26 protein-coding genes are annotated in these 25,907 nt (G+C 43.3%); 17 read left to right on the top strand and 9 right to left on the bottom strand.

The genetic code is table 11. The features are described from left to right. Positions 1-52: 52 nt before the first annotated feature. The 3 genes from ligD to GRFL_RS10270 are packed head-to-tail and all read right to left on the bottom strand — an operon-like array spanning position 53 to position 3,500. Positions 53-2,467 (bottom strand): DNA ligase D, encoded by a 2,415-nt coding sequence (gene ligD, locus GRFL_RS10280; RefSeq protein WP_083644538.1) that lies wholly within the window; start codon positions 2,465-2,467, stop codon positions 53-55. A 3-nt stretch (positions 2,468-2,470) separates the two neighbouring features. Beyond that, a complete protein-coding gene (ku, locus tag GRFL_RS10275; RefSeq protein WP_083644537.1) occupies positions 2,471-3,250 on the bottom strand; it encodes a non-homologous end joining protein Ku in 780 nt (259 codons plus the stop codon). 1 nt (position 3,251) lies between these two features. Next, entirely contained in the window at positions 3,252-3,500 is a 249-nt protein-coding gene (locus GRFL_RS10270) for a DUF7218 family protein (RefSeq protein ID WP_083644536.1), read from the bottom strand. 280 nt (positions 3,501-3,780) lie between these two features. Between GRFL_RS10270 and GRFL_RS10265 the strand changes: the two genes are divergently transcribed. Then, positions 3,781-4,248 carry a hypothetical protein gene (locus GRFL_RS10265; RefSeq protein ID WP_083644535.1) on the top strand — a complete coding sequence of 156 codons (468 nt, stop codon included), beginning with the start codon at positions 3,781-3,783 and terminating at the stop codon, positions 4,246-4,248. Between the two features lie 54 nt (positions 4,249-4,302). Here GRFL_RS10265 and GRFL_RS10260 read toward each other — a convergent pair whose 3' ends face one another. The 4 genes from GRFL_RS10260 to GRFL_RS10245 form a co-directional block, all read right to left on the bottom strand. After that, complete coding sequence (locus GRFL_RS10260) at positions 4,303-6,699, bottom strand: sodium-translocating pyrophosphatase (protein WP_083644534.1); 2,397 nt, start codon at positions 6,697-6,699, stop codon at positions 4,303-4,305. A 125-nt stretch (positions 6,700-6,824) separates the two neighbouring features. After that, complete coding sequence (locus GRFL_RS10255; RefSeq protein ID WP_083644533.1) at positions 6,825-7,349, bottom strand: inorganic diphosphatase; 525 nt, start codon at positions 7,347-7,349, stop codon at positions 6,825-6,827. A gap of 68 nt (positions 7,350-7,417) precedes the next feature. Further along, positions 7,418-9,910, bottom strand: a complete 2,493-nt coding sequence (locus GRFL_RS10250) for a DUF5686 and carboxypeptidase-like regulatory domain-containing protein (RefSeq protein ID WP_083644532.1) — start codon at positions 9,908-9,910, stop codon at positions 7,418-7,420. A gap of 58 nt (positions 9,911-9,968) precedes the next feature. Then, positions 9,969-10,946: a pyruvate dehydrogenase complex E1 component subunit beta gene (locus GRFL_RS10245; protein WP_083644531.1), complete on the bottom strand. Its 978-nt coding sequence runs from the start codon at positions 10,944-10,946 to the stop codon at positions 9,969-9,971. Between the two features lie 306 nt (positions 10,947-11,252). Between GRFL_RS10245 and GRFL_RS10240 the strand changes: the two genes are divergently transcribed. The 11 genes from GRFL_RS10240 to GRFL_RS10190 all read left to right on the top strand — a co-directional run bounded on the left by GRFL_RS10240 (position 11,253) and on the right by GRFL_RS10190 (position 20,857). Continuing rightward, the gene (locus GRFL_RS10240; RefSeq protein WP_083644530.1) at positions 11,253-11,999 is read left to right on the top strand and encodes an electron transfer flavoprotein subunit beta/FixA family protein; all 747 of its coding nucleotides are present in this window, start codon (positions 11,253-11,255) and stop codon (positions 11,997-11,999) included. Between the two features lie 41 nt (positions 12,000-12,040). Further along, positions 12,041-13,009: an electron transfer flavoprotein subunit alpha/FixB family protein gene (locus GRFL_RS10235; RefSeq protein WP_083644529.1), complete on the top strand. Its 969-nt coding sequence runs from the start codon at positions 12,041-12,043 to the stop codon at positions 13,007-13,009. An 83-nt stretch (positions 13,010-13,092) separates the two neighbouring features. After that, positions 13,093-13,725, top strand: a complete 633-nt coding sequence (locus GRFL_RS10230; RefSeq protein WP_083644528.1) for a bifunctional nuclease family protein — start codon at positions 13,093-13,095, stop codon at positions 13,723-13,725. A 6-nt stretch (positions 13,726-13,731) separates the two neighbouring features. Continuing rightward, positions 13,732-15,426 (top strand): NupC/NupG family nucleoside CNT transporter, encoded by a 1,695-nt coding sequence (locus tag GRFL_RS10225; RefSeq protein ID WP_083644527.1) that lies wholly within the window; start codon positions 13,732-13,734, stop codon positions 15,424-15,426. 95 nt (positions 15,427-15,521) lie between these two features. Further along, complete coding sequence (locus GRFL_RS10220) at positions 15,522-16,493, top strand: YihY/virulence factor BrkB family protein (RefSeq protein ID WP_083644526.1); 972 nt, start codon at positions 15,522-15,524, stop codon at positions 16,491-16,493. Between the two features lie 118 nt (positions 16,494-16,611). Beyond that, a complete protein-coding gene (locus tag GRFL_RS10215) occupies positions 16,612-17,436 on the top strand; it encodes a thymidylate synthase (protein WP_083644525.1) in 825 nt (274 codons plus the stop codon). 30 nt (positions 17,437-17,466) lie between these two features. Continuing rightward, a complete protein-coding gene (locus tag GRFL_RS10210; RefSeq protein ID WP_083644524.1) occupies positions 17,467-17,844 on the top strand; it encodes an energy transducer TonB in 378 nt (125 codons plus the stop codon). A gap of 4 nt (positions 17,845-17,848) precedes the next feature. Beyond that, a complete protein-coding gene (locus tag GRFL_RS10205; RefSeq protein ID WP_083644523.1) occupies positions 17,849-18,259 on the top strand; it encodes a TonB family protein in 411 nt (136 codons plus the stop codon). Positions 18,260-18,418: 159 nt separating this feature from the next. Continuing rightward, positions 18,419-19,582 carry an ergothioneine biosynthesis protein EgtB gene (egtB, locus tag GRFL_RS10200; RefSeq protein WP_083644522.1) on the top strand — a complete coding sequence of 388 codons (1,164 nt, stop codon included), beginning with the start codon at positions 18,419-18,421 and terminating at the stop codon, positions 19,580-19,582. A gap of 7 nt (positions 19,583-19,589) precedes the next feature. Beyond that, positions 19,590-20,558 (top strand): L-histidine N(alpha)-methyltransferase, encoded by a 969-nt coding sequence (gene egtD, locus GRFL_RS10195; RefSeq protein WP_083644521.1) that lies wholly within the window; start codon positions 19,590-19,592, stop codon positions 20,556-20,558. Positions 20,559-20,575: 17 nt separating this feature from the next. After that, positions 20,576-20,857, top strand: a complete 282-nt coding sequence (locus GRFL_RS10190) for a DUF427 domain-containing protein (RefSeq protein WP_083644520.1) — start codon at positions 20,576-20,578, stop codon at positions 20,855-20,857. Positions 20,858-20,891: 34 nt separating this feature from the next. Here the strand turns inward: GRFL_RS10190 and GRFL_RS10185 are convergent, their stop codons facing one another. Then, a complete protein-coding gene (locus GRFL_RS10185) occupies positions 20,892-21,182 on the bottom strand; it encodes an isoamylase early set domain-containing protein (RefSeq protein WP_083644519.1) in 291 nt (96 codons plus the stop codon). Positions 21,183-21,374: 192 nt separating this feature from the next. Continuing rightward, entirely contained in the window at positions 21,375-22,457 is a 1,083-nt protein-coding gene (locus GRFL_RS10180; RefSeq protein WP_083644518.1) for an aminotransferase class V-fold PLP-dependent enzyme, read from the bottom strand. A gap of 63 nt (positions 22,458-22,520) precedes the next feature. Here GRFL_RS10180 and GRFL_RS10175 point away from each other — a divergent pair, with 63 nt between their 5' ends. The 5 genes from GRFL_RS10175 to fabD all read left to right on the top strand — a co-directional run bounded on the left by GRFL_RS10175 (position 22,521) and on the right by fabD (position 25,886). Beyond that, the gene (locus tag GRFL_RS10175) at positions 22,521-22,979 is read left to right on the top strand and encodes a 2TM domain-containing protein (RefSeq protein WP_083644517.1); all 459 of its coding nucleotides are present in this window, start codon (positions 22,521-22,523) and stop codon (positions 22,977-22,979) included. A gap of 3 nt (positions 22,980-22,982) precedes the next feature. Further along, entirely contained in the window at positions 22,983-23,465 is a 483-nt protein-coding gene (locus tag GRFL_RS10170; protein ID WP_083644516.1) for a dihydrofolate reductase, read from the top strand. After that, a complete protein-coding gene (locus GRFL_RS10165; protein WP_083644515.1) occupies positions 23,452-24,309 on the top strand; it encodes a fructosamine kinase family protein in 858 nt (285 codons plus the stop codon). The genes GRFL_RS10170 and GRFL_RS10165 overlap by 14 nt, the downstream gene beginning before the upstream one ends. Before the next feature lie 97 nt (positions 24,310-24,406). Beyond that, positions 24,407-24,910 carry a pyridoxamine 5'-phosphate oxidase family protein gene (locus GRFL_RS10160; RefSeq protein ID WP_083644514.1) on the top strand — a complete coding sequence of 168 codons (504 nt, stop codon included), beginning with the start codon at positions 24,407-24,409 and terminating at the stop codon, positions 24,908-24,910. A gap of 91 nt (positions 24,911-25,001) precedes the next feature. Then, the gene (gene fabD / locus GRFL_RS10155; RefSeq protein ID WP_083644513.1) at positions 25,002-25,886 is read left to right on the top strand and encodes an ACP S-malonyltransferase; all 885 of its coding nucleotides are present in this window, start codon (positions 25,002-25,004) and stop codon (positions 25,884-25,886) included. Positions 25,887-25,907: the final 21 nt, after the last annotated feature.

The following is a 25,907-nucleotide window of genomic DNA, read 5'->3' as shown; positions in this document are numbered from 1 at the left end:
ATTATGGGCACAACAAGGCAGGCAGCTTATTCATTTTATCAATATTTTAATATTATAGGCCTTCCAGTGCCTCTATGGCCTTTTCCATGTTTAATCCTTCGGAAAGTACCGGGCTGAAAAGGTCTCCCTTTTGCTGAAGCCGCTCCGGCATATTTTTCAGGTTGAAATCCTGAATTTTCAAACCTTTTTTAACTTCTTTCCACTCCAGGGGAGCTGAAACCGGAGCTGATTTTTTAGGACGCACGCAGTAAGCCGAAGCGAGCGTTTGCCCCCGCCTGTTCTGAAGATAATCCAGATAGATCTTTCCTTTGCGGTTTTTGATCACCCGCTCCATACTGGTAAGCTTTTTGGTTTGCTCCTGAATATAATAACAAACCAGTTTTGTAAAATCCCTCGCTTCATCGTAAGAATAATTGCCCCCCAGAGGCAGGTAAATATGGAGTCCGCTGGAACCGGAAGTTTTGCAGTAAGCCGGAACCTCGATATTTTCGAGAATTTCACGTGCCACCTGGGCCACTTCAATCACCTCTTCCAAAGTATTTTTATCAGAAGGATCCAGATCAATTACCGCATAATCTGGACGATCCAGATTGTGAATCGTTGAATTCCACGGATTGATCTCAATGCATCCAAGATTGGCCATATATAACAGGGTGGCCTCATCCTGACACAGCAAATATTCTATATCCCTTGCAGCCGATTTTGAATGGATTCTGGTAGTTTCCACCCAGTCTTCCAGCAAACCCTCATTGTCTTTCTGGTAAAATCCTGGCCTGCCAATTCCGTTGGGATGACGATGCATATTTTCAGGACGATCCTTGAGGTAAGGCAAAATATAATCAGCCACCTGCAAATAGTAATCGATCAGGTCATACTTCCGCAAACCCGAATCGGGCCAGTACACTTTGTCCAGGTTGGTCAGCTTCAGTTTCCTGCCGTCAATTTCCAGGGTATTATCAGAAGTGGTTTCTTTATTTTGGATATTTTCAGCCTGTTGTTGCTTCGGAATGGTTATTTCCGCTGGCAGCTTATCTTCCCTGATCGCTTTAAAAACCGGATGTCTTAGATGCTCATCCCTGGTCCATTCTGAAAAATTCACCTCGCAGATCACTTCCGGCGCTGTCCAGTTCGGCTTGCGACCTTTTAGCTTGATCTTCCGGGAAAACGGACTCGTTTCCTGCTGAAAGGGCTCCAGTTTATTCAGGATTTCCTGTTGTTGTGAAACCGAAAAACCCGTTCCGCAGTTCCCGATATAACGCAGTTCGTCATTTTCAAAAACACCTAATATCAGGGATCCAAACGGGGTAGCTTTCGAATCAGTATACCCGCAGATCACCGCTTCCAGGCTCTCAACAGCTTTGATCTTCAACCAGTTTTCAGACCTTCTGCCAGGATCATACAAAGAATCGGCTTTTTTGGCAATTACACCTTCCAGTCCGGCTTCGATCGCTTTATTGTAAAATGCAGTCCCCAGGGACTCAATGTGATCACAATAGATGGCCAGTTGCGTATCTTCCAAAACTTCCGGAATTAGTGATTTTCGCTGAGTGAGCGGGAGATCCAGCATGCTGTGCCCGTTCAGAAACAGCATATCAAAAACATAATATCGAAGCGCTCCTTTGGTTTTTGAGGAATAATTCTGAAGCTCCTGAAACAGCGGTTTTCCTTCTTCATCCAGCACCACGACTTCCCCATCCAGGACCACATCCTGCGGGATCTGTTCCAGGTCCTGGACCAGGTTCGGGAATTTGGAATTGTACGATATACCGTTTCGGGAATGAATATAGACCTGGCCGTCGCTAACATGCGTGATCAATCGGTAACCATCCCATTTTAATTCGTAAATCCAGCCCGGATCGTTAAAAATTTCTTTAGCCGGAGTAGCCAGCATGGGCTGTACCGGGTCACGGAGTTTTAAGGTAGATCGGGTTTCAGGTTTTGCTTTTCCAGAAAAGTAATCTTCCGCATCATAATTAAGATCGGTTGAAAAATCATCTTTTTTCTTGATAAGTAACCAGTGATTCTGCGTTTCTTTCCTGTTGGTTCTCACAAGTGCAAATTCACCTTTCAGCTTTTTACCATTAAAGACCAGTTTTAAATCGCCATTTTTATAAGCATTGGAAAGATCCGAATCCTTTGTGCCCGAATAAAAAAGTCCCTCATCCCAGATCCACATATCGCCAGCGCCGTAATTTCCCTTCGGAATATTCCCTTCAAAATGCAGGTATTTTACAGGATGGTCCTCGGTTTCCACCGCCAGGCGCTTATCGCGATGGCTCATGGAAGGCCCTTTAGGAACGGCCCAGCTTTTGAGGACGCCATCAATTTCCAGCCGTAAATCGTAATGCAAACGTGTTGCCTCATGGCGCTGCACCACGAACCGACCTTTGTTCGAAGCGTCGACCTCCGCTTTTGGTTCAGGAGTTTTAGAAAAATTCCGCTTTTTTTGGTATTCCTCGAGAGACATCTTTTACGATGCTTTGCTTTTTTTCTTTTTCTTTTCCAGACTGGCTTTGAGCTGAGCCATCAAATCTTTAGCAGGCGTTGGTTTGCTGTCATATTCTTCAACTTCCTGCACCTCGCCAGTTGCTTTGGATTCAATAATTTTCAACAACTGATCATTGTAAACGTCTTTGTACTTTTTGAGATCGAATTTGGAAGTATATTGCTCAATAAGCGAAACTGCCATCTCCACTTCTTTCGGTTTGACCTTGGTAGTCGAAATCTTGAGGTCTTTAGGGTTTCTGATCTCGTCATTGAACCGGATCACGTGCAACACCAGCACATTTTTATAAACTCCCACGAGGCTCAAATGTTCCTTTTGCCGCATGACGAAAGTGGCTACACCAAGTTTGCCGGTCTTCTTAAGCGCATCGCGAAGTAAATTGTACGATTTTCCACCTTCCTTTTGTGGTTCTATGAAATAAGGTTTTTTGAAAAGCACATCAGCCACTTCTTCTTCATCGATAAATTCTTCAATATCGATGGTCTTACTTTTCTTCATGTTAGCCTTTTCAAAGTCTTCATCCTCCAGGATCACATAGCCTTCTTCCTTTTTGAAACCTTTGACGATATTTTTCCATTCCACCTCTTTTCCCGAATTTTCGTTCACCCGCTTATAGCGAATACGAGCATGATCGCTTTTATCCAGCATATCGAGATCCAGTTTCCGGTCTTCGGAACCAGAATACAATTTGACCGGTATGGAAACCAGTCCGAAACTAATTGAACCATTCCAGATCGATCTCATATCAGTTGTTTCTTAAAGCTTTGATCAATTCATCTTTAGACATCTCACTACGACCTTCAATTCCCACCTTCTTTGCTTCTTCGTAAAGATCGTCTTTCGTGCGATCTTCATATTTTTTGGCCTTTCCACCTTTTACTCCGGATTGGGAATCGTTGGCGATTCGTGCTGCTTTTTCCTTACTCATCCCTTTATCGCGAAGCTTTTCATATTGTTCGTCATTTTTAATCTGGTTTCCGTGATCCTTAGCCATTGTAAAATAATTTGAAGTCCTGTTAAAGCTACGATTTGTTAAGGATTTTTAATGGACGTAAAGACTTCGTTAACTATGATTTAACCCAAATTCTTAAGAAGCTACTAATCATAAGAATGTCAATTTTATGATCTTCAGGAGTTTTCCGTGGTAACAGATTTTAGTCGGCTTTTTCCTGATAAAAAAAGTTTAAAAGGGGGTTAAAATGGTTAAAAAAATGGCTTCGTAGCAGGCTTCCGATTAATTTTGTGAGGCATAAAAATAAAGGGGGAGGATAGTAATGAGATTGGCGGAAAAAAGAAAAACCATCAATTATCTCGAAAAGCTGAGAAGAACGAATTTTAAAAGCGCATACATTTACAAAGTCGCTCACGACCACGAAAAGCGACTCATGCTGAAGAATTTTTACCTGCGGCTTTTTGAGCAGAAAAAAATGTTCATCGAGCAGATTGAACACCTGATCGACCAGTTAAAAAAGGAAATTTCACCTTTACCAGATTCGGAATTATTGAATTTCTACCAGCGGAAGAAATGCCAGGTTTCGCACCTGTACCTGCATTACAAGATGCGTTTGAATTATACCGATGTCTACAAGCGGGAAACGAAAGCCCTCAATAAATACCTGAAGTATCTATCGAAAATTAATCATGGCTGCGTTCGCGAAATCCTAATGGAACACAAGCACAAGGTAAAGCTGAACCTTACAGAAATGAACGGAACCGGCATTATGAAATTTCCGGTGGCCTAAAACAAAAAATCCCCTGTTGCTAACAGGGGATTTTTCTATTTTTAACGCCAAACGTTATTTCAAATTCTCTATTTCGGCTTCCACTTCCTCCTCTGTTCCGGTGAAGTTGTATGTCTTGACCTCTTTCTTACCATTTTCAACCGAGGTAACTTCAACCCTGGCCACCGTTTGGTCATTCTGGCTCGTTAACTGTACTTTCAGCTCTTTTTGCTGAGAGATCATGGAGGTTTCAACTCCCGGCTGAGGAGTTTCTCCTTCCGTATGACCGCCCAGGATTGGCGCCAGCACCAGGCCAATAAGGCAGGTAAGCTTGATCAAAATGTTCATGGATGGCCCAGAAGTGTCTTTAAACGGGTCTCCCACCGTATCACCGGTTACCGCGGCTTTATGCGCATCAGAACCCTTATAAGTCATTTCTCCATTGATCATCACTCCAGCCTCAAAAGATTTCTTCGCATTATCCCAGGCTCCTCCCGCATTGTTCTGAAAAATTGCCCAAAGTACACCACTAACGGTTACCCCGGCCATATAACCGCCTAGCATTTCCGCAATTTCAATATTGGCATAGCCGAAAATCATTGGCAGGAATGCGATCGCGATCGGGAAACCAATGGTGATCACCCCGGGAAGCAACATTTCTTTCAAGGCTGCCGTTGTGGAAATTTCCACACATTTATCATATTGTGGTTTGGCAGTTCCTTCCATAATCCCGGGAATTTCCTTGAATTGTCTTCGTACTTCCCGAACCATCTGCATGGCCGCTTTTCCTACCGAGCTCATTGCCAATGCTGAAAATACTACGGGCACCATTCCACCCACAAATAGCATCGCAAGAACTGGTGCTTTAAAAATATTGATTCCGTCAATTCCTGTAAAAGTCACGTAGGCAGCAAACAGCGCCAAAGAAGTGAGCGCGGCTGAAGCGATCGCAAAACCTTTCCCGGTCGCAGCGGTAGTGTTTCCTACTGAATCTAAAATATCGGTTCTTTCCCGAACTTCCGAAGGCAGTTCACTCATTTCCGCAATACCACCAGCATTATCAGCAATAGGCCCAAAGGCATCGATAGCCAGCTGCATGGCAGTCGTTGCCATCATCGCAGAAGCCGCAAGTGCGACCCCATAGAAACCAGCAAAAGCATAAGATGCCCAGATCGCAACGGCAAAAAGTAATATCGAAAAGAAAGTGGAGATCATTCCGGTTGAAAGTCCGGCAATGATATTGGTCGCCGCACCGGTACTGGAATTCTGAACGATTCCAAGCACGGGTTTTTTGCCTAAACCTGTATAATATTCGGTTACCGCAGAGATCACTCCCCCCACGATGATCCCGATAAGCGTTGCATAGAACACGCGCATCGAGGAAATCTCCTTGAATTCAAATCCATCGGCACCTCCTTCAAAGAATCCCATGGACATTGGCTGGGAAGGCAACATCCATTTTACGAGGAAGAAACTGGCTACGGCAACCAGGAAAATGGAGAACCAGTTACCAATATTCAAAGCTTTTTGCACTTCAGCTTCCTTGGCGTCATTCGATTTGATACGTACCAATAAAGTCCCGATGATCGAAATAATAATTCCCACCCCGGCGATCGCCATTGGTAAGAGAATGGGGCCTATTCCGCCAAAACCTTCAGCAGTGATATCTCCGCCCATATCCTCGATAATGTAATTACCAAGCACCATGGCCGCGAGTACGGTTGCCACATAACTTCCAAAAAGATCGGCTCCCATACCGGCAACGTCACCCACGTTGTCGCCTACGTTATCAGCAATAGTGGCCGGATTACGAGGATCGTCTTCAGGGATACCGGCTTCCACTTTTCCTACCAGATCCGCTCCAACATCTGCCGCCTTGGTATAGATCCCACCCCCTACACGGGCAAAAAGTGCGATCGACTCGGCTCCAAGAGAGAAACCGGCCAGAGTTTCCAGAACGACGGTCATTTCTTCCGTAGAAGTCCAGACACCGCCCATGAAATAATTAAAGAACAAAATGAAGAAACCGGTAAGGCCTAAAACGGCTAAACCGGCAACACCCAGCCCCATGACCGTACCTCCACCAAATGAAACATTTAGCGCTTTTGGCAAACTGGTTCTCGCGGCCTGAGTGGTTCGAACATTTGACTGGGTGGCGATTCGCATTCCCATATTCCCAGCAAGGGCTGAAAATATCGCTCCGCAAATGAACGAGATGATAATGAGCCAGTGGGTGGTTGGCACAAAATAGGCAATCGCGAGTAAGGCCAAACTGGCTACGATCACGAAAATGGTCAATAATTTATATTCTGCTTTCAGGAAAGCGAGGGCGCCTTCGTAAATATGCGATGAAATATCTTTCATTTTTCCGTCGCCGGAATCCTGTTTCATCACCCAGGATCTTTTAGACCACATATAAATGAGTCCGATTATTGCCAAAACAGCAGGCATATAAATCATTAGTGCTTCCATATTTGCGTTTGTGTTTGTTAATTAAATATTAAATGCGCACTAATGTAATAAAATCGGATATAATTAAAAAAGCAATAACTTTTTAAGGTTATTGCTTTTAGAATGATAATATATTTAGGGAATTGTTACGCAATCTGAAAACGCGACTTATCGCCTTCATAGTTTTCGTAGCGTTGCACGCATTCCTTGATAATTTTTCGAGCTTCTTCTGCATTTCCGAAATCACCGGTATCTACTTTTTTCTTTTCAAGGTCTTTATACACTTTAAAGAAATGTTCTATTTCCTTGATCATGTGGCCATTCAGTTCACGAAGATCTGTAAGCCTGTTCCAGATAGGATCTGAAACCGGTACACAGATGATCTTCTCATCAGGACCTTTTTCATCAGCCATATGGAAAACGCCAATCGCCTTACATTGCATGACCACACCCGGGAAGGTTGGTTCTGTAACCAAGACCAGCACATCCAGCGGGTCATCGTCCAGCGCAAGGGTTTCAGGAATAAATCCGTAATCTGCAGGATACATCATGGAAGAAAAGATCATCCTGTCGTAACGTACCTTTTTCAGTTCGAAGTCGTATTCGTATTTGTTTCGGCTTCCTTTCGGTATTTCAATCAGTACATCAAAAGTGTCAAAATTCTCAGACATTTTTCTTTATTTTCTACATTATAATTAAGGGGTGCAAAGATAGTCAAATTCAGGCTTTAAAACCTTAACTAAAAGTGAAAACCGAAATCTGCCGTAATTGCAAAGGATCTTGCATCAGGAACATCGAAATAATTTCCGCGGAAATGGGCATCGATGCGCAGGATCTTGAAAATATTGCCTATTCCCACGCTGTATTCATAGAATGGGTCCTGGTTCGGCACCCGAAGCGGCAACCCGGAAGCATCAATTTCCCTGCTACCTTCAGAAATATCTCCCCAAACAGCCCTAAAGCCAACCAATTCTCTTAGATTCAGCTTGCGCAGTAAGGGAATTCTGGAAAAAAATCTTCCGTTGAAATTATGGTCAAAATGTGCCGCCGCATACGAATCGGTCACAAATTCGTAGTAGTTCAGGGTTGGAAAAGTATTGTACATCGCGAAATAGGTCTGGTTCCCAGGAACCACGCTCAACAGGCCAAGAGGGATATCCCCAAAGGTTTTCCCGGCCTCGATGCTGAGATTGGAACGCCCCAGCCCTCCTATCAATAACGGCTGGTTATAAAATAACTGCAGTTTCTTATAATCAAAATCGGAATTCAGGATTTCTTTTACCCCAAGACTGTAACTCAGGAAAATGGTCGGAAATTCTTCATCGTTCACGATCTGCCGTTCGACGCCATAACCCGAGGTCTTCCTTCCCGGAGTAAAAGTTAGAATAGTAGAAATTTCAGACTGGTTGATGATAGAATCGGTCCTGGTACGGGAGGCATCTGTATAGTATGCCAGGCTAAAACCAGGTGAGGCCGGTTTGATCTCGCGATAGCTGGACCCTACCCGAAGCGTAAAATTCTTCAGTGGTTCCATGGAAATAGCGAAAACCGAAAGATTGATGCTGCTTAATTTATCGTTTGCGCCTACATTGATGAGGGACGAAGAAGCGAGGCTTCGACCAAGAACATCGGTTGAATTGGTCAAATTCGTACCAAGTTGCTCCACATCCCTTCGGTTCCCCCCGGAAATGATCAGCCTGGACTTTGGATCGAGCAGTACTTTTCCTGAAATTCCATACTTCAGCTTATCATCTTTAAAACCATAGGCTCCATAACCTTCGATTCGCCAAAGGTCATTCTGACCGAAATAGGTTCGGCCTCCAAACCTCAACCGCATTCCTTCCACATCGTTGAAACCGAAAGTACTGTAAATTGGGCCATAATCCCATCCGTTCATTTCCACATAACCAGATTGTGCAATGGTCGCGATATCATACAGCCTGTTGAAAGCCTTTGTTTTAGTTAGCGTATCCAACATGGTATAGATCCCTTTCTCATCCTTATTCAGCTCCTCCATCCTGTTCTGAGCCCAGAATTCATCACTGCGGTCATAGGCCTGGTTCTGCGGATTATAAACTTCCTGTTGGTAAAATGATGCCGGTTTCTTTTTATTGAACTGGTAATCGTTGTAGAGTATGGTACGCTTAGAATAGACGCCCCGAGAATCTTTTTTCTTGTTCAACCCAAAATCTGCCTGAAAAAAGTCCCGATTGATCAGGAAGATAGAGTCATTTAAAACATCATATTCCTGCTCGATGTACACCTGCTTCACCCAGTTAATATTGGCGCTCGGGCTGGTTTCCATATTGATCTGCTTCACCGCCCAGGTCGTATCGTTCACCCAAAAATCTCCGCTAAAAGTGAGTTCATTTTTTCGGCGTGGATAGTACACAATCTTGTAACACCATTTCTCCTGAATATAGGCACTATCTGCCAGGACATAATTATAGGTGTCGATCCCGTTGGTGGAAACCGGGCTTACAAAACTCTTATCATAAAATTTGATGTAATTCTTATAAATATCATAGTCATCATAAAAGCCTTTCACGAAATCGATCAGGTTTCTATTCTGGTTGAAACCGGAATTCTTATTCCCCAGTAAGACTTCTTTTTTCTCATTGATCGTATTATCTCCATAGACCTCGTTCAGGGATTCATTAATGAACATGGGCAGATAGGTTTTACCGGTAACCCGGTTGGTATCGGCATAATCGAAAATAAATTCCATCCCGTTAAAAATCCTGTTATTAATGACGGAACTATCAATGGTATTCAGGTCGAATTCCAGTTTTTCATATTTTCGGTAAGCGTACTGATCAAAAGCATACACCCCGTTTTTACGCCGATTGGCCCATACTTTTTTCAGAATTTCGATTGCCGGGTTACCCTTTTTCGGTGTTTTTCCGCGGTAGATCACCACTTCGTCAAGTGATGAAGCTTCCTCCTGAAGGATGATTTCCAGGTTCATATTAACCGCCTTCTGAAGCGCCACATCCCGAGTAGCATATCCTATAAAGGAAATGGTGATGGTATCATAAGAACTGGAAGACTGGAGGTAAAATTCGCCATTTTCGTTACTCGTGGTTCCTTCCGAAGAATTCTTAAAAACCACATTAGCGAATGGGACGGTTTCCCCGCTGGAATCTTTGACCACTCCCCCAACCTTTGTCTGGGAAAAAGCGATAAAACCAAAGAGTAGGAAAATGCTATAGAGAACTGCTTGTTTGTTCATGTTTGGGTAAAAAAAAACTCCATCTAAAAAGATGGAGTCAAAGATAAGTTGATTAGGTCTACTTATACATTACCTTTTTCACAGCTTTAACAACATCTTCGCTATTCGGTAACCATTCTTTAAGCAGAACCGGTGAATATGGTGCCGGAGTATCGGCGGTATTCAGTTTTACGATTGGTGCATCCAGAAAATCGAATGCTTTACTTTGCACCTGGTAAGTAATTTCAGTAGCCACATTTCCAAAAGGCCATGCTTCTTCCAAAATTACCAGTCGGTTTGTTTTCTTCACAGATTCGATAATGGCATCATGATCCATTGGTCGAACGGTACGAAGATCGATGATCTCACAGGAGATACCTTCTTCTTCCAGTTTATCGGCAGCGGCGTAGGCTTCTTTAATGATCTTTCCAAAAGAAACGATGGTCACATCATTTCCTTCTCTTTTAATATCGGCCTTACCAATTTCAATTACATATTCCTCTTCCGGCACTTCCCCTTTATCACCGTACATCTGCTCGCTCTCCATAAAGATCACAGGATCGTCATCTCTAATGGCCGCTTTCAGCAATCCTTTCGCATCATATGGGTTGGAAGGCACGATCACCTTTAATCCCGGAGTATTGGCATACCAGCTCTCGAAAGCCTGCGAGTGCGTCGCACCAAGTTGCCCTGCACTGCCGGTAGGCCCACGAAAAACGATAGGAATATTGAACTGTCCACCGCTCATCTGGCGCATTTTAGCAGCATTATTAATGATCTGGTCAATTCCAACCAGTGAAAAGTTAAAGGTCATAAATTCAATGATCGGTCTGTTACCGTTCATCGCAGAACCGATACCGATCCCGGCGAAACCAAGCTCAGAAATTGGTGAATCGATCACACGCTCCGGCCCAAATTCGTCAAGCATCCCTTTAGAGGCCTTGTAAGCACCATTATATTCGGCAACTTCTTCACCCATTAAGTAAATACTCTCGTCGCGGCGCATTTCTTCGCTCATTGCTTCGGCAACAGCTTCTCTAAATTGAATTGTCCTCATTCTGTTATTTAATGTTTTAATTCTGGAAGAGCAAAAATAGTAATTCACTTAGGTATATACCATATTTGCCGGGCAAAATTTTGGTTTTTTGCCAAAAAGGAAAACTTCGGAAACAGCTCCAACAACAAATTGCCAATAAAATTTCTGTTAAATTGAATTTTATTCAGAATAATTTTAATTTTCTGACAATTTTTCAAAAACACCAACCGAATTTACCAAAAATTTATTATGCATGCATAGCATTTTTTCTATAAAATTGGTTACCTTCGTGAGCGAAAACGTTTTATTAAAAAAAGAACTTTATATATGAAAATCCTGGTATGTATTAGTCATGTCCCAGACACTACTTCAAAAATCAACTTTACGGATGATAATACAAAGTTCGACACCAATGGTGTTCAGTTTGTAATCAATCCGAACGATGAATTTGGTCTTACCCGAGCCATGTGGTTCAAAGAAAAACAGGGCGCAACCGTAGACGTCATCAATGTTGGCGGCGCCGAAACCGAACCAACGCTTCGTAAAGCCCTCGCCATTGGTGCTGATAGCGCCATCAGGGTAAACACTGAAGCTAAAGACGGTTTTCAGGTGGCTAAAGAACTCGCCAACGTGGTAAAAGACGGTGGTTACGACCTGGTCATTGCCGGAAGGGAATCTATCGACTATAATGGTGGAATGGTGCCTGGAATGCTGGCACAAATGATCAAGGCTAATTTTGTAAACAACTGTATTGGCCTAGAAATAGAAGGAGATAAAGCAACCGCCACCAGAGAGATCGACGGTGGTAAAGAAACTTTAAGCACAGCACTGCCTTTAGTGATCGGTGGTCAAAAAGGTTTGGTTGAAGAAAGCGACCTCAAAATTCCAAATATGAGAGGGATCATGCAGGCGCGTAAAAAACCTTTGAACGTGATGGAACCAGCGAATGCTGCTTCGGCTACGGAAGCGGTTAAATTTGAAAAACCGGCTCCAAAAGGTGAGGTAAAACTGATTGACCCAGATAATCTTGATGAATTGATCAACCTGCTTCACAACGAGGCCAAGGTGATCTAAATTTCAGCCAAATCAGGTAATAATCTTTAAAATTTAAAAGAATGTCAGTTTTAGTATATATAGAATCAGAAGAAGGAAAAATCAAGAAAGCAGGACTGGAAGTAGCCTCCTATGCCAAAGCAGTGGCTGAGAAAATGAGCGCTTCCGTGACCGCTATCACTTTCAATGCAGAAGAAACTTCCGAACTTGGAAAATACGGTGTGGAAAAGGTCCTGAAAGTATCAAATGATAAATTAGCAAAATTCAATGCTGAAGCCTATTCAGATGCCATCAAACAGGCTGCTGAAAAAGAGGGCAGCAGTGTAGTGGTAGTTAGCCAAAGCGCCAATGCCAAATACCTGGCTCCACTTCTGGCTGTTCAAATGGAAGCCGGATACGCGTCGAATGTGGTAGGAGTTCCAGAAAGTACGGAACCTTTTACCGTAAAGAGAAACGCTTTTTCCAATAAGGCTTTCAGTTTTACCAAAATCGCTACCGATAAAAAGATCATTGGCCTTGCCAAGAATGCTTTTGGCCTGGTAGAGAGCAATGCCTCTGCTTCCGAAGAAGCTTTCAGTCCAAACCTGGATGCGCACGATTTTGATGTAGAAGTGCAAAGTGTGGATAAAGCTACAGATAAAGTCACCATCGCCGATGCAGAGATCGTTGTTTCCGGAGGTCGCGGCCTCAAAGGGCCGGAAAACTGGGGGATGATCGAAGAAATGGCTGATATACTCGGTGCGGCAACTGCCTGTTCCAAGCCTGTGAGTGATATGGGCTGGAGACCACACAGCGAGCACGTAGGCCAGACCGGTAAACCGGTTGCTTCTAACCTCTATATAGCGGTAGGTATTTCTGGGGCGATTCAGCATCTTGCTGGTATCAACGCGGCAAAAACCAAGGTGGTGATCAATAATGATCCCGATGCGCCATTCTTTAAGGCCGCAGATTATGGGGTTGTAGGCGATGCTTTTGAAGTGGTTCCGAAGTTGAATGAAAAATTGAAGGAATTTAAGGAGAAAAACGCATAATTTTCATAAATTGCGACCCGTAAAAGGGCTGTCTAAATTCGGTAAATTGCCCTATTTAGACAGCCTTTTTAATTTATTGATGTATGAGTTTAGTGCGCCTGAATATTAAAGGAATATCTTATAGTCAAACGCAGAACGGAGCATACGCTCTTATATTGAATGAAGTTGGCGGGGAACGAAAATTACCAATAGTCATTGGTGCTTTCGAAGCCCAGTCAATCGCCATTGCCCTGGAAAAAGAAATTAAGCCGCCCAGACCGCTTACACACGACCTGTTCAAGAATTTTTCTGACAGGTTCGAAATTGTGGTAAAGCAGGTGATCATTCACAAACTGGTAGACGGTGTATTTTATTCCAGCCTAATTTGCGAACGCGACGGTATCGAGGAAATCATCGATGCCCGAACCAGCGATGCAATCGCCCTGGCCCTGCGATTCAATGCGCCAATTTTTACTTATAAAAATATCCTGGACAAAGCCGGGATCTATTTAAAAGCCGAAGAAGCCCAGCGAGAACAACAGGAGAAGGAGAAAGAAGAGATCATTTCAGAAGAATTGCTGCAGGAAGAAATCGAGCTTCAGGGTGAAGACGAGGATGATTCAGATTACCGGAAATTGTCTGTTTCTGAGCTGAATGAAATGCTTTCACAGGCCGTTGCCAAAGAAGATTACGAAAAAGCGGCCCGCATTCGGGACGAAATCTCCAAAAGAAAATAATACAGCATGAACAGAACCTGGTGTGCCCTACTCCTGATCGTATTTTCCATCTCATCAGCTCTTTCTCAAACCATATCCAAAACCTGGGAATTCCAGCAAAACGACAGCATCCAGCAACAACGATTTGGCGGTGCCAGTGAGTTGCATTTCAATGAAGGGAAATTCAGTTTTTTAAAAGAAGAAGATACACTTGCCCAAGGCGATTATCTATATCAGAATAATTTACTGGTCCTTTTTTACAATTTCCCGCAAGATTCCATACAGCACGTTCGAGTTGCAGCACTTGAAGACAATGCCATGAGCTTGAATATGGGGGGTGAAAATTTCAATTTTCAGGCGAGGGATCCGGAAGTTCAGGAAGTAGTTCCTGCAGAAGTTTCCAAAGAAATCATTCCCAGCCAGGGGCTCACTCTTTCCAGCATCCTGCGTGGGGTTTTGGGAATGTTCTCTTTAATTGTGATCGCATTCCTCTTCAGCAGCAATCGTCGTGGTATTAACTGGAAAACCGTGGGACTTGGGCTGGCAGCCCAGCTGCTACTGGCCATTGGCGTCCTGAAAGTCACGATCGTTCAAAAAGTATTTGAATTTGTTGGAAAAATCTTTGTCCTGATCCTCGATTTCACCATGGCGGGAAGCGAATTTTTATTAGGCGACCTGATGAATACCGACAGTTTCGGCTTTATTTTCCTTTTCCAGATCCTGCCCACCGTAATTTTCTTTTCCGCACTAACCTCGGTACTTTTCTACTTCGGAATCATCCAGGTTGTGGTAAAAGGAATGGCCTGGGTGCTCACCAAACTTTTAGGAATTTCAGGACAGGAAAGTTTAAGCGTTGCCGGGAATATTTTCCTTGGCCAAACCGAAGCTCCCTTAATGATCAAAGCCTACCTCGAGCGCATGACGCGATCAGAAATCCTGCTGGTAATGATTGGCGGTATGGCGACGGTTGCCGGTGGTGTGCTGGCGGCGTATATCGGCTTCCTGGGCGGCGACGATCCTGAATTGCGATTGCAGTTCGCCAAGCATTTATTGACCGCTTCAGTAATGGCGGCACCTGGTGCGATCGTAGTTTCAAAAATACTTTATCCGCAAACCGAAAAAGTGAATACAGACGTATCGGTTTCTTCGGAAAGCATCGGTTCAAACATCCTGGATGCTATTGCAAATGGTACTACTGAAGGTTTAAAACTGGCAGCAAACGTGGCGGCAATGCTACTGGTATTTATCGCATTTATCGCCATGATCAACTATATTCTCGGGTATGTTGGTGGCCTTACCACCTTGAATTCTTTAATCGCGGAATATACCCCGTATTCCAAATTTTCGCTGGAATCCATCCTCGGGCTGATCTTTGCGCCTTTAATGTGGCTTATTGGGGTAGCCAAGGAAGATGTCATGCTCATGGGGCAATTATTGGGAATCAAGCTGGCGGCGAGTGAATTCGTAGGTTACATCCAGCTGGCAGAATTGAAAAACCCTGTAAATGCACTGAGTCTTCAGTACGAAAAGTCGGTCATCATGGCTACTTATATGCTCTGCGGATTTGCGAATTTCGCTTCGATCGGGATACAGATCGGTGGAATTGGTTCACTGGCTCCTGGTCAGCGTAAAACCCTTTCCGAATTCGGAATAAAAGCCCTGATCGGGGGAACCCTTGCGTCCCTGCTTTCCGCAACTATCGCCGGAATGATCATTGGCTAAGCCAAATTTTTAGAAAACTTTCTAAATTGATTTTCTTTCAGCCACTCGATTAGTTCTAACTTTCGGCTACTAACCTGAAGTTGACGCCAACTGAAATGAGCGAAGATCAAACCAAGACCGTTTACCGCGGCGAAGAAGCGCAGTGGCCGCACCAGATCCCTCTGAAAGGCTGGATAGACATCGCCAAACGCGTTTTCCACGAAATGAAGGCAGATAACGTACAGATCGTTTCTGCGGGAGTTGCCTTTTATTTTTTCCTTGCTATCTTCCCCACGATCGTCGCGGCGATATCTGTCTACACCTTGGTGATCGATCCTGCCAGAATTGAACAACAGATCTCACATGTTCAACTTTTTTTACCGCAACAAAGTTTCGGGATGCTGATGAATTTCCTGGACCCGATCCTGAACCAGTCCAACCACGAAATTGGCTGGGGGCTTTTTATCAGTATAATTATCAGTATCTGGAGTTCTAATAAGGGAACCAGCGCGTTGTTTCAGGGTATCAATATCGCCTACGATGAGCCGGAAACCCGTCATTTTATCAAAAAGAACATACTCACCTTAGTCTTTACACTTGGAGGAGTGGTGATTGGGTTCATCAGCTTACTCATCGTTATATTCTTCCCATTGCTGATCGAAAAACTTGGTCTGGGTGCCAAAATCGAACACGTCCTGGGCTGGATTCGCTGGGTGATCCTGGGAATCATCCTTATTTTCAGCCTCAGCATGGTGTACAAGATCGCTCCCAATAGGAGAAGTCCCCGTTTCCGTTGGGTGAGCTGGGGAGCTTTCCTCGGAACACTAGTCTGGCTTGGCGGTTCTATCGCCTTTTCCTGGTATGTGAGCAATTTTGGCAGCTATGACGACCTCTACGGAAGTTTTGCTGCGGTCGCCATTCTCATGCTTTGGTTATTTCTCACCGCTTTTATTGTACTCATGGGTGCTGAAATCAATTCTGAAATGGAACATCAGACCCGTTATGACACCACGATAGGCAAACAAAAACCGATGGGAGAGCGCAATGCCTATCACGCCGATCGCTGTGCAGTTGACGGTGACTGTTAGCACCTCAGTAATTCACATCAAGTTGATAACTATTTTCGAATCCTTCTGAAATTGTCTTTCATTTTTTGCCTGTTTTCTTATTTTTATTCGGATAAATTTTCTGGAAAATAGACTGATTATGAAGCAGTATCACGATCTTTTAAAGCATGTTTTAGAACAGGGAGCCGTAAAAGGCGATCGCACCGGAACCGGCACCAAAAGCGTCTTCGGTTACCAGATGCGGTTTGACCTCAGCGAAGGTTTCCCAATGGTCACCACCAAAAAACTACATCTTAAATCGATCATTTATGAACTGCTTTGGTTCTTAAAAGGCGATACCAATATCGACTATCTTAAAGAAAATGGCGTACGCATCTGGAACGAGTGGGCCGATGAAAATGGCGATCTCGGGCCTGTTTACGGTCACCAGTGGAGAAACTGGAACAGTGAGGAGATCGACCAGATCCAGGAAGTCATCCAAACCCTGAAGACCAATCCTAACAGCAGAAGAATGATGGTTTCGGCCTGGAATCCTTCGGTTTTACCAGACACCTCCAAATCTTTTTCAGAAAATGTGGCGAACGGAAAAGCCGCACTACCTCCCTGCCACGCTTTTTTCCAGTTTTATGTGGCTGATGGTAAGTTATCCTGCCAGTTGTACCAGCGCAGCGCTGATGTTTTTCTAGGAGTACCCTTCAATATCGCCTCTTATGCCCTGCTTACCATGATGATGGCTCAGGTTTGCGGTTACGAGCCGGGAGATTTCGTACACACTTTTGGGGATGTTCATATTTACAGCAACCATATGGAGCAGGTAGCACTGCAGCTTTCCAGGGATCCCAGACCCCTTCCAAAGATGAAACTGAACCCAGAAATCGAAGATATTTTTGATTTTACGTTTGAAGATTTTAAATTGGAGAATTACGATCCGCATCCGGCCATAAAAGCCAAGGTAGCGGTGTAATTCTTTAATTTTTAAAATTTTCAAATTATTATGAAGCGCTTATTAGTTATTACATGCATTTTACTTGGTGGAATTGGTTTTGCCCAGGCCCAGCAAACATCACCCGTTTGGCCCGGTTGCGAAGACAGCGGCAACGTAAAGAAATGTTTTAACCAGAAATTATCCCAGCACGTTAGAGAAAATTACGTTTACCCTAAAAATGACGCGGGTGAGTACGTTCGCGGAAAAGTAACCGTTAGTTTTGAAATTGATGAGAACGGTAAAGTAAATGTGCTGGACATAAAAGGAAAAAATCAGCAGGTCAATGCGGCGGCCGAAAAAATGATCAATAAAATACCTGAAATGGAACCGGGAACCCTTCAGGGAGAACCCGACGCCCGTGAATTTACAGTCCCATTTAATTTTTAATACCATGAAAAAAATCTTAATCGCCTTCTTTTTGTTGGCAGGAATTACCACTTATGCTCAGGAAGATGTGAAGGTGGAAGGAAATACCGTAACCATTAAGGAATCTTCACCCGTTTGGCCCGGTTGTGATAACAAAGCCGATAAGGATGGCTGTTTCAACAAAATGCTCATGCAGCACGTGAAGACCAATTTCAAATATCCCAAAAATGATAAAGGCGAATATATCAGGGGAAAGGTCACGATCAAAATGGAAGTGAACGAAGAAGGCCGTGTTGTGGTGAATTCTGTAGACGGTAAATATCCTCAATTAAACGCCGAAGCCAAAAGAATGATGGAGGCGGCTCCCAAAATGACACCTGGAAAAAGAGGCGGCAAAGCCACTGCCATCAAATACACTATTCCGCTTACTTTTTAATATCCTAAGAAATGAACAATCCAAGGGATCTGGAAACAGGTCCCTTTTTTTGTACAAAATGGAAATTCAGGATTTAACTACACCTTAACTACTGCCTAAGTTTTTCGTCTATTGAAAATTGTAAATTTGAGAGATACCTAAAACGTATCCCTCTTTTTTATGCTCAATCAACAGGAAATCACTCAACTTTTCAAGGAAACCCGAACAGATTCTGAACTGATCTGTTCCTTCCTTAAAACTGAAGACTATGTGGTACAACCCGTGGAATATGTCTCACCCCCTAAATGGCATTTGGGGCATACTACCTGGTTTTTTGAAGAATTTATTCTGAAAAAATATGCGGAAGATCACCAGCTTTTTGATGAGCATACAGCCTATGTTTTCAATAGCTATTACGAAAGCGTTGGTGAAAAAGTGATCCGAACAGACCGGGGAAACCTGTCCAGGCCCAGCGTAGAATGGATCTATGATTTCCGCCGTTACGTAACCGATAAAATCCTGGAACTATTAGAAACTCAGGAACTTTCAGCGGAAGCACTTGGAGTCATGGAAATTGGTTGCCATCATGAAAAACAGCATCAGGAATTGCTGTATTACGACATCAAATACATTCTGGGAAACAACCCGCTATTTCCCAAATATAACGACCAGTTCCGGGAAAACCCTATTGAAGATTTCCCTAAGAAATGGATTGAAATTCCGGAAGACGTCTATGAAATCGGGCATAAAACAAATGATTTCAGCTATGATAATGAACTGGGCGTTCACAAGGTATACCTGCAGGATTACAAGATTTCCAACAAACTAGTCACAAATGCCGAATTCTTGGAATTCATTGAAGACGGCGGTTATGAGAAAGTACTTTTGTGGCATGCAGAAGGCTGGGACTGGGTGAACCAAAACAATATCCGGTCACCGCTGTACTGGCATAAGATTGGACAAAGCTGGCACCAGTATACATTAAACGGATTAGTTCCTCTAATCGGAGAAGCTCCTGTCACTCATATTTCCTATTACGAAGCTTTTGCTTTTGCCCAATGGAAAGGCATGAGGTTACCAACTGAACAGGAATGGGAGATCGCTCAGAAATATTTTGAATGGGGCTCCCGCTGGGAATGGACCGAGAGCGCTTATTCTCCTTATCCAAATTATCAAAAAGCCGATGGTGCTTTGGGCGAATACAATGGTAAATTCATGGTCAACCAAAAAGTGTTACGCGGTGCATCGGTAGCGACTTCCAGAGATCACCAACGCTACACGTACAGAAATTTCTTTCACGCGCCACTGCGATGGCATTTCAACGGGCTAAGGCTCGCTCAATAAAAAATTTATGAAAAACGAATCACAGATCACTTTCCAGTCGGCATTTGCCGAAGATACCTACAAAGGTTTGAGCAGCTACCCGAAGTTTCTCTATTCCAAATACATCTATGATGAAAAAGGCGATAAGCTTTTTCAGCAAATCATGGACATGCCGGAATATTACCTCACTTCCTGCGAATTCGACATACTGGAAATGAATGCGCCAGAAATTGCCGATTCTTTTCAGCATCCTGAAGGTGTGGACCTGATCGAACTGGGCGCAGGCGATGGAAAAAAAACTAAAGTACTTCTGAAGGAACTTCTAAAAAAAGAATATGATTTTCAGTATTTACCGGTGGATATCAGCCAGCATGCACTGGATGATCTTCAGCAATCTTTAAAAAAAGAATTACCGGCCGTAAAGGTAAAACCTCAGCAAGGCACCTATTTTAAAACCCTGGAAAAACTTTCAGAATACAATAGCCGAAAAAAGGTCATTTTGGTTCTGGGCAGTAATATTGGCAATCTTTCTCATAAGGAAGCAGTAAATTTCCTGAAGAACATCCAAACCGCAATGAGCAAGGAGGATATGCTTTTCATGGGATTCGACCAGAAAAAAGATCCGCAGGTAATTTTAAATGCCTATAACGATGAGTCCGGGATCACCGCAGCATTCAACAAGAATTTACTGGAGCGCATCAATAGGGAACTGGAGGCCAATTTCGACCTCGACGCCTTTCGACATTGGGAAACCTATGATCCTGAAACTGGAACTGCAAAGAGCTTTTTAGTCAGCGAAACAGCTCAAACCGTTAGAATCAAATCGCTGGAATTGGAAGTGAAATTTGACAAATGGGAAAGTATTCACACTGAAATTTCTCAAAAATATGATGATCATATCGTTCAATGGCTGGCTGATAATGCGGGGCTGGTCATTGAAAATGACTTTCATGACGTCGCAAACTGCTATAAAAATTATATCTTTAGGAGAAAGTAACCATCAAAAACCTGTTTATGAAAGCCGTCTGGAATGGCTCGGTCATCGCGGAAAGTGAGGAAACCCGCATCGTGGAAAGCAACCATTATTTTCCAATGGATTCCCTAAAACCGGAATATTTCACCAACAGTAAGAAGGAAACTCGCTGTGCATGGAAAGGCAAAGCTGCTTATTTCCACCTTCACGTAAAGGGGGAGGTAAATGAAGATGCCGCCTGGTATTATCCGAAGGCAAGCTATGCCGCTAAACCCATAGAGAATTATGTGGCATTTTGGAAAGGGGTTAAAGTCACCGTATAGGCAACTTTAACCAATTTTCAAACTATCAGAATATTTAAACAACTACCACGCTGTTCTCAGACGCGGCAAAGTCATTCCACTTGTAACCATCGGCCTCGGCATCATTAGTCCACTGCCCGTCTACAACATATTTAAACTGATATTCGCTATCTACAGGAACGTTCATTTGAGCCTTGAAAGTTCCGTTTTTAAATTTCTTCAGAGAAGTTGGTTCCCAGTTATTGAAATCTCCTGCAACCGCCACCTGATCGGCTTCAGCAGAAGGAAAAGTAAAAGTGATCTTACACTCCGGCTTGGATTTCAGGTATTGTTTTGTAATTGACATGACGCAAATTTTTGTGATTTTCTACGCTTCAAATAAAATCAATAAAGAAACACAAAACAATAAAAATCAGTTAGTTAGATTCATTTTTACGAATCAGTAAAAATTTTAACCAATTTTCGGTTAAGGATAAAATGCGCAAACGTTTTTTATCCCAAAATTTCTATAATTCCATAGTTTTTAACTTCGGAAGTTTTAGATTTTCAAAACCGAAAACAGGTGTTCCAGGTCTTCAGAAGTATTGAAATAATGCACGCTTACCCTGATCCCTTCTCCCCTTTGCGAAGTAATGATGCCTTCACCGCGAAGTTTCTGAAACAGTTTTTCATCCCCATTAATATTGAAAAGAGGTGAAAAATCTGGTCTTTCTGCTATCCATTCCGGGACCAAGCCAGCCTGAGCAAAACGCTTCATGGCCATTGTCTTTAGGGCTGTAACCTGAGTAGCAATCGCATCCATACCTTTCTGCTTGATGACTTCGAGCGCTATTTTGATACTTCCGTAGTTCAGCGTATCCTGATGACCCGGCTCAAATTTCCCGATAAAATTTCCTTCGTGAGCCTTGTATTTTCCCTGCAACGAACCAAAGCCAAGATGTTTGGGAGCAAGTTTGCCCTGTACGCTCTCGTTAAAGAGCATAAAACCGTTTCCGTAGCCCGCATTGAGCCATTTGTAGCAGCTGCTCAGCGCCACATCCAGACCGGAATCATCAAAATCAAATCTCTCTGTTCCAAAATATTGGGTCCCATCAGCCATCAGAATCACGTCGGGAAAATCGGCTTTCAGCTCTTTCAGAAATTTGGGACTCAACTTGACCCCACTGATATATTGCACGATACTGAAGGCAAAAAAATCTGGCTGCTCCTGTTCGAGTTTCTGCCGAATGTTTTGTTCGAGATTCTGATCAATTTCAGCATATACCACCTCGAAATTCCGCGATTCCACCGGCCAGTTTATAGAGGGATAATCTCCCTTCAGCAACAGGGCTTTTTTAGGTTTTTCCGAAGCGATACTTTCCAGAAGGCTATTGAAACCATAGGAAAAATTAGGAACAAGCGCTACCCGATTGGGCTGACAATTGAAAAATTGACCTACCGCCTCCCGAACACCTGTTAGGACTTTTCCCTGCTTTTCCTTCAGAATACTGGCCTGGATCAAAAAATCAAGATCATGTTCCTGGCGGTATTCCCAAACCTTTTCGGGTAATAAACCAGACGCGGCAGTGTTCAAATAGGTGTATTGTTCCAGTACCGGGAAGCCTTTTCTTAAATTATCCATAAGCTTTAGGAGGGTTCTTGAGTAAAACAGTAAATTTGAAAGTATACTAATTTAACCCTAATTATGTTCTCTAAAAAGAAAAACGAATCTAAAATAGATTACGAGCAGCGGGAACTCTATGAGAATGCCAGAGCCAGGACAAAGCAAAAAAAGAATCTATTTCGGCATTTTGTGGTCTACCTGATCGGAGCGGTATTCCTGATCGTTCTCAACGTCGTGATCGGGTACCAGGAAGATTTCAAACCTCTTGGCTATAACTGGTTCGTTTGGGCAGTTTTACTCTGGACACTGCTTTTTCTTATTCATTTTTTCAACGTTTTCATCGTAAATAGTTTGATGGGCAAGGAATGGGAAGCCAAACAGGTAGACCGTCTGGTTAAAAAGCAAAAGGAGAAAATTGCCAAATTACAGGCGAAGGTGGAGAAAGATCATCCGCTACCCGATAACCGGCAGGCGCTCCCAAAAGAAGAACCCAATATTCGAATCGAACCTAACGATCCCGATAGACCAATAAACAGTTAATCCATGCTCACTCTGATAGCCGCAGCTGCGGAAAATAACGCTCTAGGAAAAGACAATGATCTCGTTTGGCACTTGCCAGACGATTTTAAACGATTCAAAAGACTTACCTCGGGCCACCACATTATCATGGGACGTAAAACTTTCGAATCCTTTCCAAAACTGCTTCCTGATCGCACCCATATCGTGATCACCAGAAAAAAAGACTATCAACCGGAAGGTGTCATCGTGGTCCATTCTATGGAAGAAGCCATCAGGGCGGCAAAACTGGATGAACAAGCCTTTATTATTGGTGGCGGTGAGATTTACGAAATGGGCATGAGCCATGCCGATCGGATAGAGCTCACCCGCGTTCATGCCGAATTTGAGGCAGACGCTTTTTTTCCGGAAATAGATCGAAATATATGGAAGATCGTAAAGGACCAGTTTCATGATAAAGATGAAAAACACGACTACTCCTTTACCTATCTTACCTATGAGCGAATCTGAAAAAACCGAATTATTTTACCAGATCGCTGAAAAACACCAATTCTCGTTTCGAGAATATAATAGACTCACAGGTGGCGACATCAATGAGGTTTTTCTATTAAAAGGGCAGGATAGCCTGGTTTTAAAACTGAACGATGCACAGGCCTTCCCCGGAATGTTTGAAGCAGAAAGTCGAGGACTTCATAGTTTAAAATCTACTGAAGCTATAGACGTCCCCGCTCCTATCGCTACCGGAACACTTGGAAAGTATAGCTATTTGTTGGTGGAGTATCGGGAAACAGCTCCCAAAAGCTCTAATTTCTGGACGATATTTGGAGAACAGCTCGCCAGGCTCCATAGAAATACCAGTAAAAACTTTGGCTTTGAAGATGATAATTATATCGGCAGTCTCCCGCAGCACAATGACTTCAGAAAGAATTGCGCCGATTTCTACGTGGACATGCGGTTAGTTCCGCAGATTGATTTGGCCGAAAAACAAGGTTTTTATCTTCCCATTTCCGAGGCTTTTTATAAAAATTGCCGGCAACTTTTACCCGATGAACCGCCTGCCCTGATCCACGGTGATCTTTGGAACGGAAATTTTCTTGTAAACGCATATGGACAACCCTGCCTGATCGACCCTGCAACGGCCTATGCTGCCCGGGAAATGGATCTGGCAATGATGCAGCTTTTCGGTGGTTTTTCTCCAGAATTGTTCAACGTATACCAGGAAGAATTTCCTTTTACCGAAGGCTGGAAGCAACGAATACCACTTTGGCAATTGTACTATTTACTGGTACACCTCAATATCTTTGGATCTTCCTACCTGGGTCAGGTCACTTCAATCATCAAAAGCTTCAGCTGATTTTACAATTCTTAACAGCAATGCTTAGTTTTTTAATAGTTCCTTAGCGCAAAAGCAGCCCCTCCTCCGTTATCTTCATACAACAAAAAAATGGACTATGAGTACGAAAAATTTATACGATGCGGAAGCACGAGAAAAGATCAAATCTATTGTGGAAGATTCTAAAACCGGAATGCTGGTTACGAAAATAGGCGACAAACCATTAAATGCCGTACCCATGTATACCAAGCAGGTTGATGATCACGGCGCTTTATGGTTTTTAAGCCGAAGTGACAGCGAACATAATCGCAACATCGAGGACGATCGCGAAGTTCAATTGTTATACTGCAATAATGCCGACAAGGAATACATCAGCATTTTTGGAGAAGCTTTTATTGAAACAAATAAAGAAGTGCTTGACGAACTGTATTCCAAGATCGATGATGCCTGGTTCGAGCAGGGAAAAGATGATCCCGCTCTAACCGGGATCAAGGTCAATCCTTCTGAAGCATATTACTGGGATAATAAATCGAACAAATATATTACCCTATTTAAGATAGGCATGGCGGCGCTTAGCGGTGAACGAAAAGATATTGGTGAAAAAGGAAAGCTGAATGTCTAAACGCTGTATTTGTCGGAAAAGACCTCGTAACACCTCTTTTGTTATGAGGTCTTTTTTTTATTGCCTAATTTTGGAATTCTAAATTAAAGATATGAAAGCATACGTATTTCCCGGTCAGGGCGCGCAATTTAGCGGAATGGGTGCCGATCTTTATGATCAGTCACCCGAAGCCAAAGACCTTTTCGATCAGGCAAACGACATACTTGGTTTTTCTATAACCGATATCATGTTTGAAGGTTCTGCGGAAGATCTGAAGCAAACAAAAGTTACACAACCCGCCGTTTTCCTTCATTCAGTTATTCTAAGCAAAGTTCTTGGTGACCAATTTCAACCAGATATGGTCGCTGGACATTCATTGGGGGAATTTTCGGCCCTGGTTGCCAATAAGACCCTGAATTTTGAAGAAGGCCTTAAACTGGTAGCTCAAAGAGCTCAGGCCATGCAACATGCCTGCGAACTGGAAGCTTCAACCATGGCCGCCGTTTTAGGTCTGGAGGATGAACTAGTGGAAGCTGTATGCGCAGAAACTGAAGGCGTTGTGGTGGCAGCAAATTATAATTGCCCTGGCCAGCTCGTGATCTCAGGAGAAGTAGCCGCTGTTGAAAGAGCCTGTGAAAATCTAAAGGAACGAGGTGCAAAACGAGCGATGTTGCTTCCTGTTGGCGGTGCTTTTCATTCACCTTTAATGGAGCCGGCAAGAAAAGATCTGGCGGCAGCAATTGAAAATACCCTATTCAATGACCCTATCTGCCCGGTTTACCAGAACGTTTCCACTTTCGCAGTAAGCAGCCCTGAAGAGATTAAAAAAAACCTGATCTTCCAGCTTACCGCTCCGGTTAAATGGACACAGTCTGTTCAAAATATGATCAAAGACGGTGCTACCAGCTTCGTGGAAGTTGGCCCTGGAAAAGTTTTACAGGGATTGGTCAAGAAAATAGATCGTTCCGCTGAAACCAGTTCAGCTACCATTTTATAATTCAATTTAGAACTAGAATAT

Origin of the sequence: Christiangramia flava JLT2011 (genome assembly GCF_001951155.1) — a bacterium.
In the GTDB taxonomy this organism is placed as follows: Bacteria; Bacteroidota; Bacteroidia; order Flavobacteriales; family Flavobacteriaceae; genus Christiangramia; species Christiangramia flava.
Note: the sequence above shows the minus strand (reverse complement) of the source record. Positions and strands in the feature narration are given on the sequence as shown.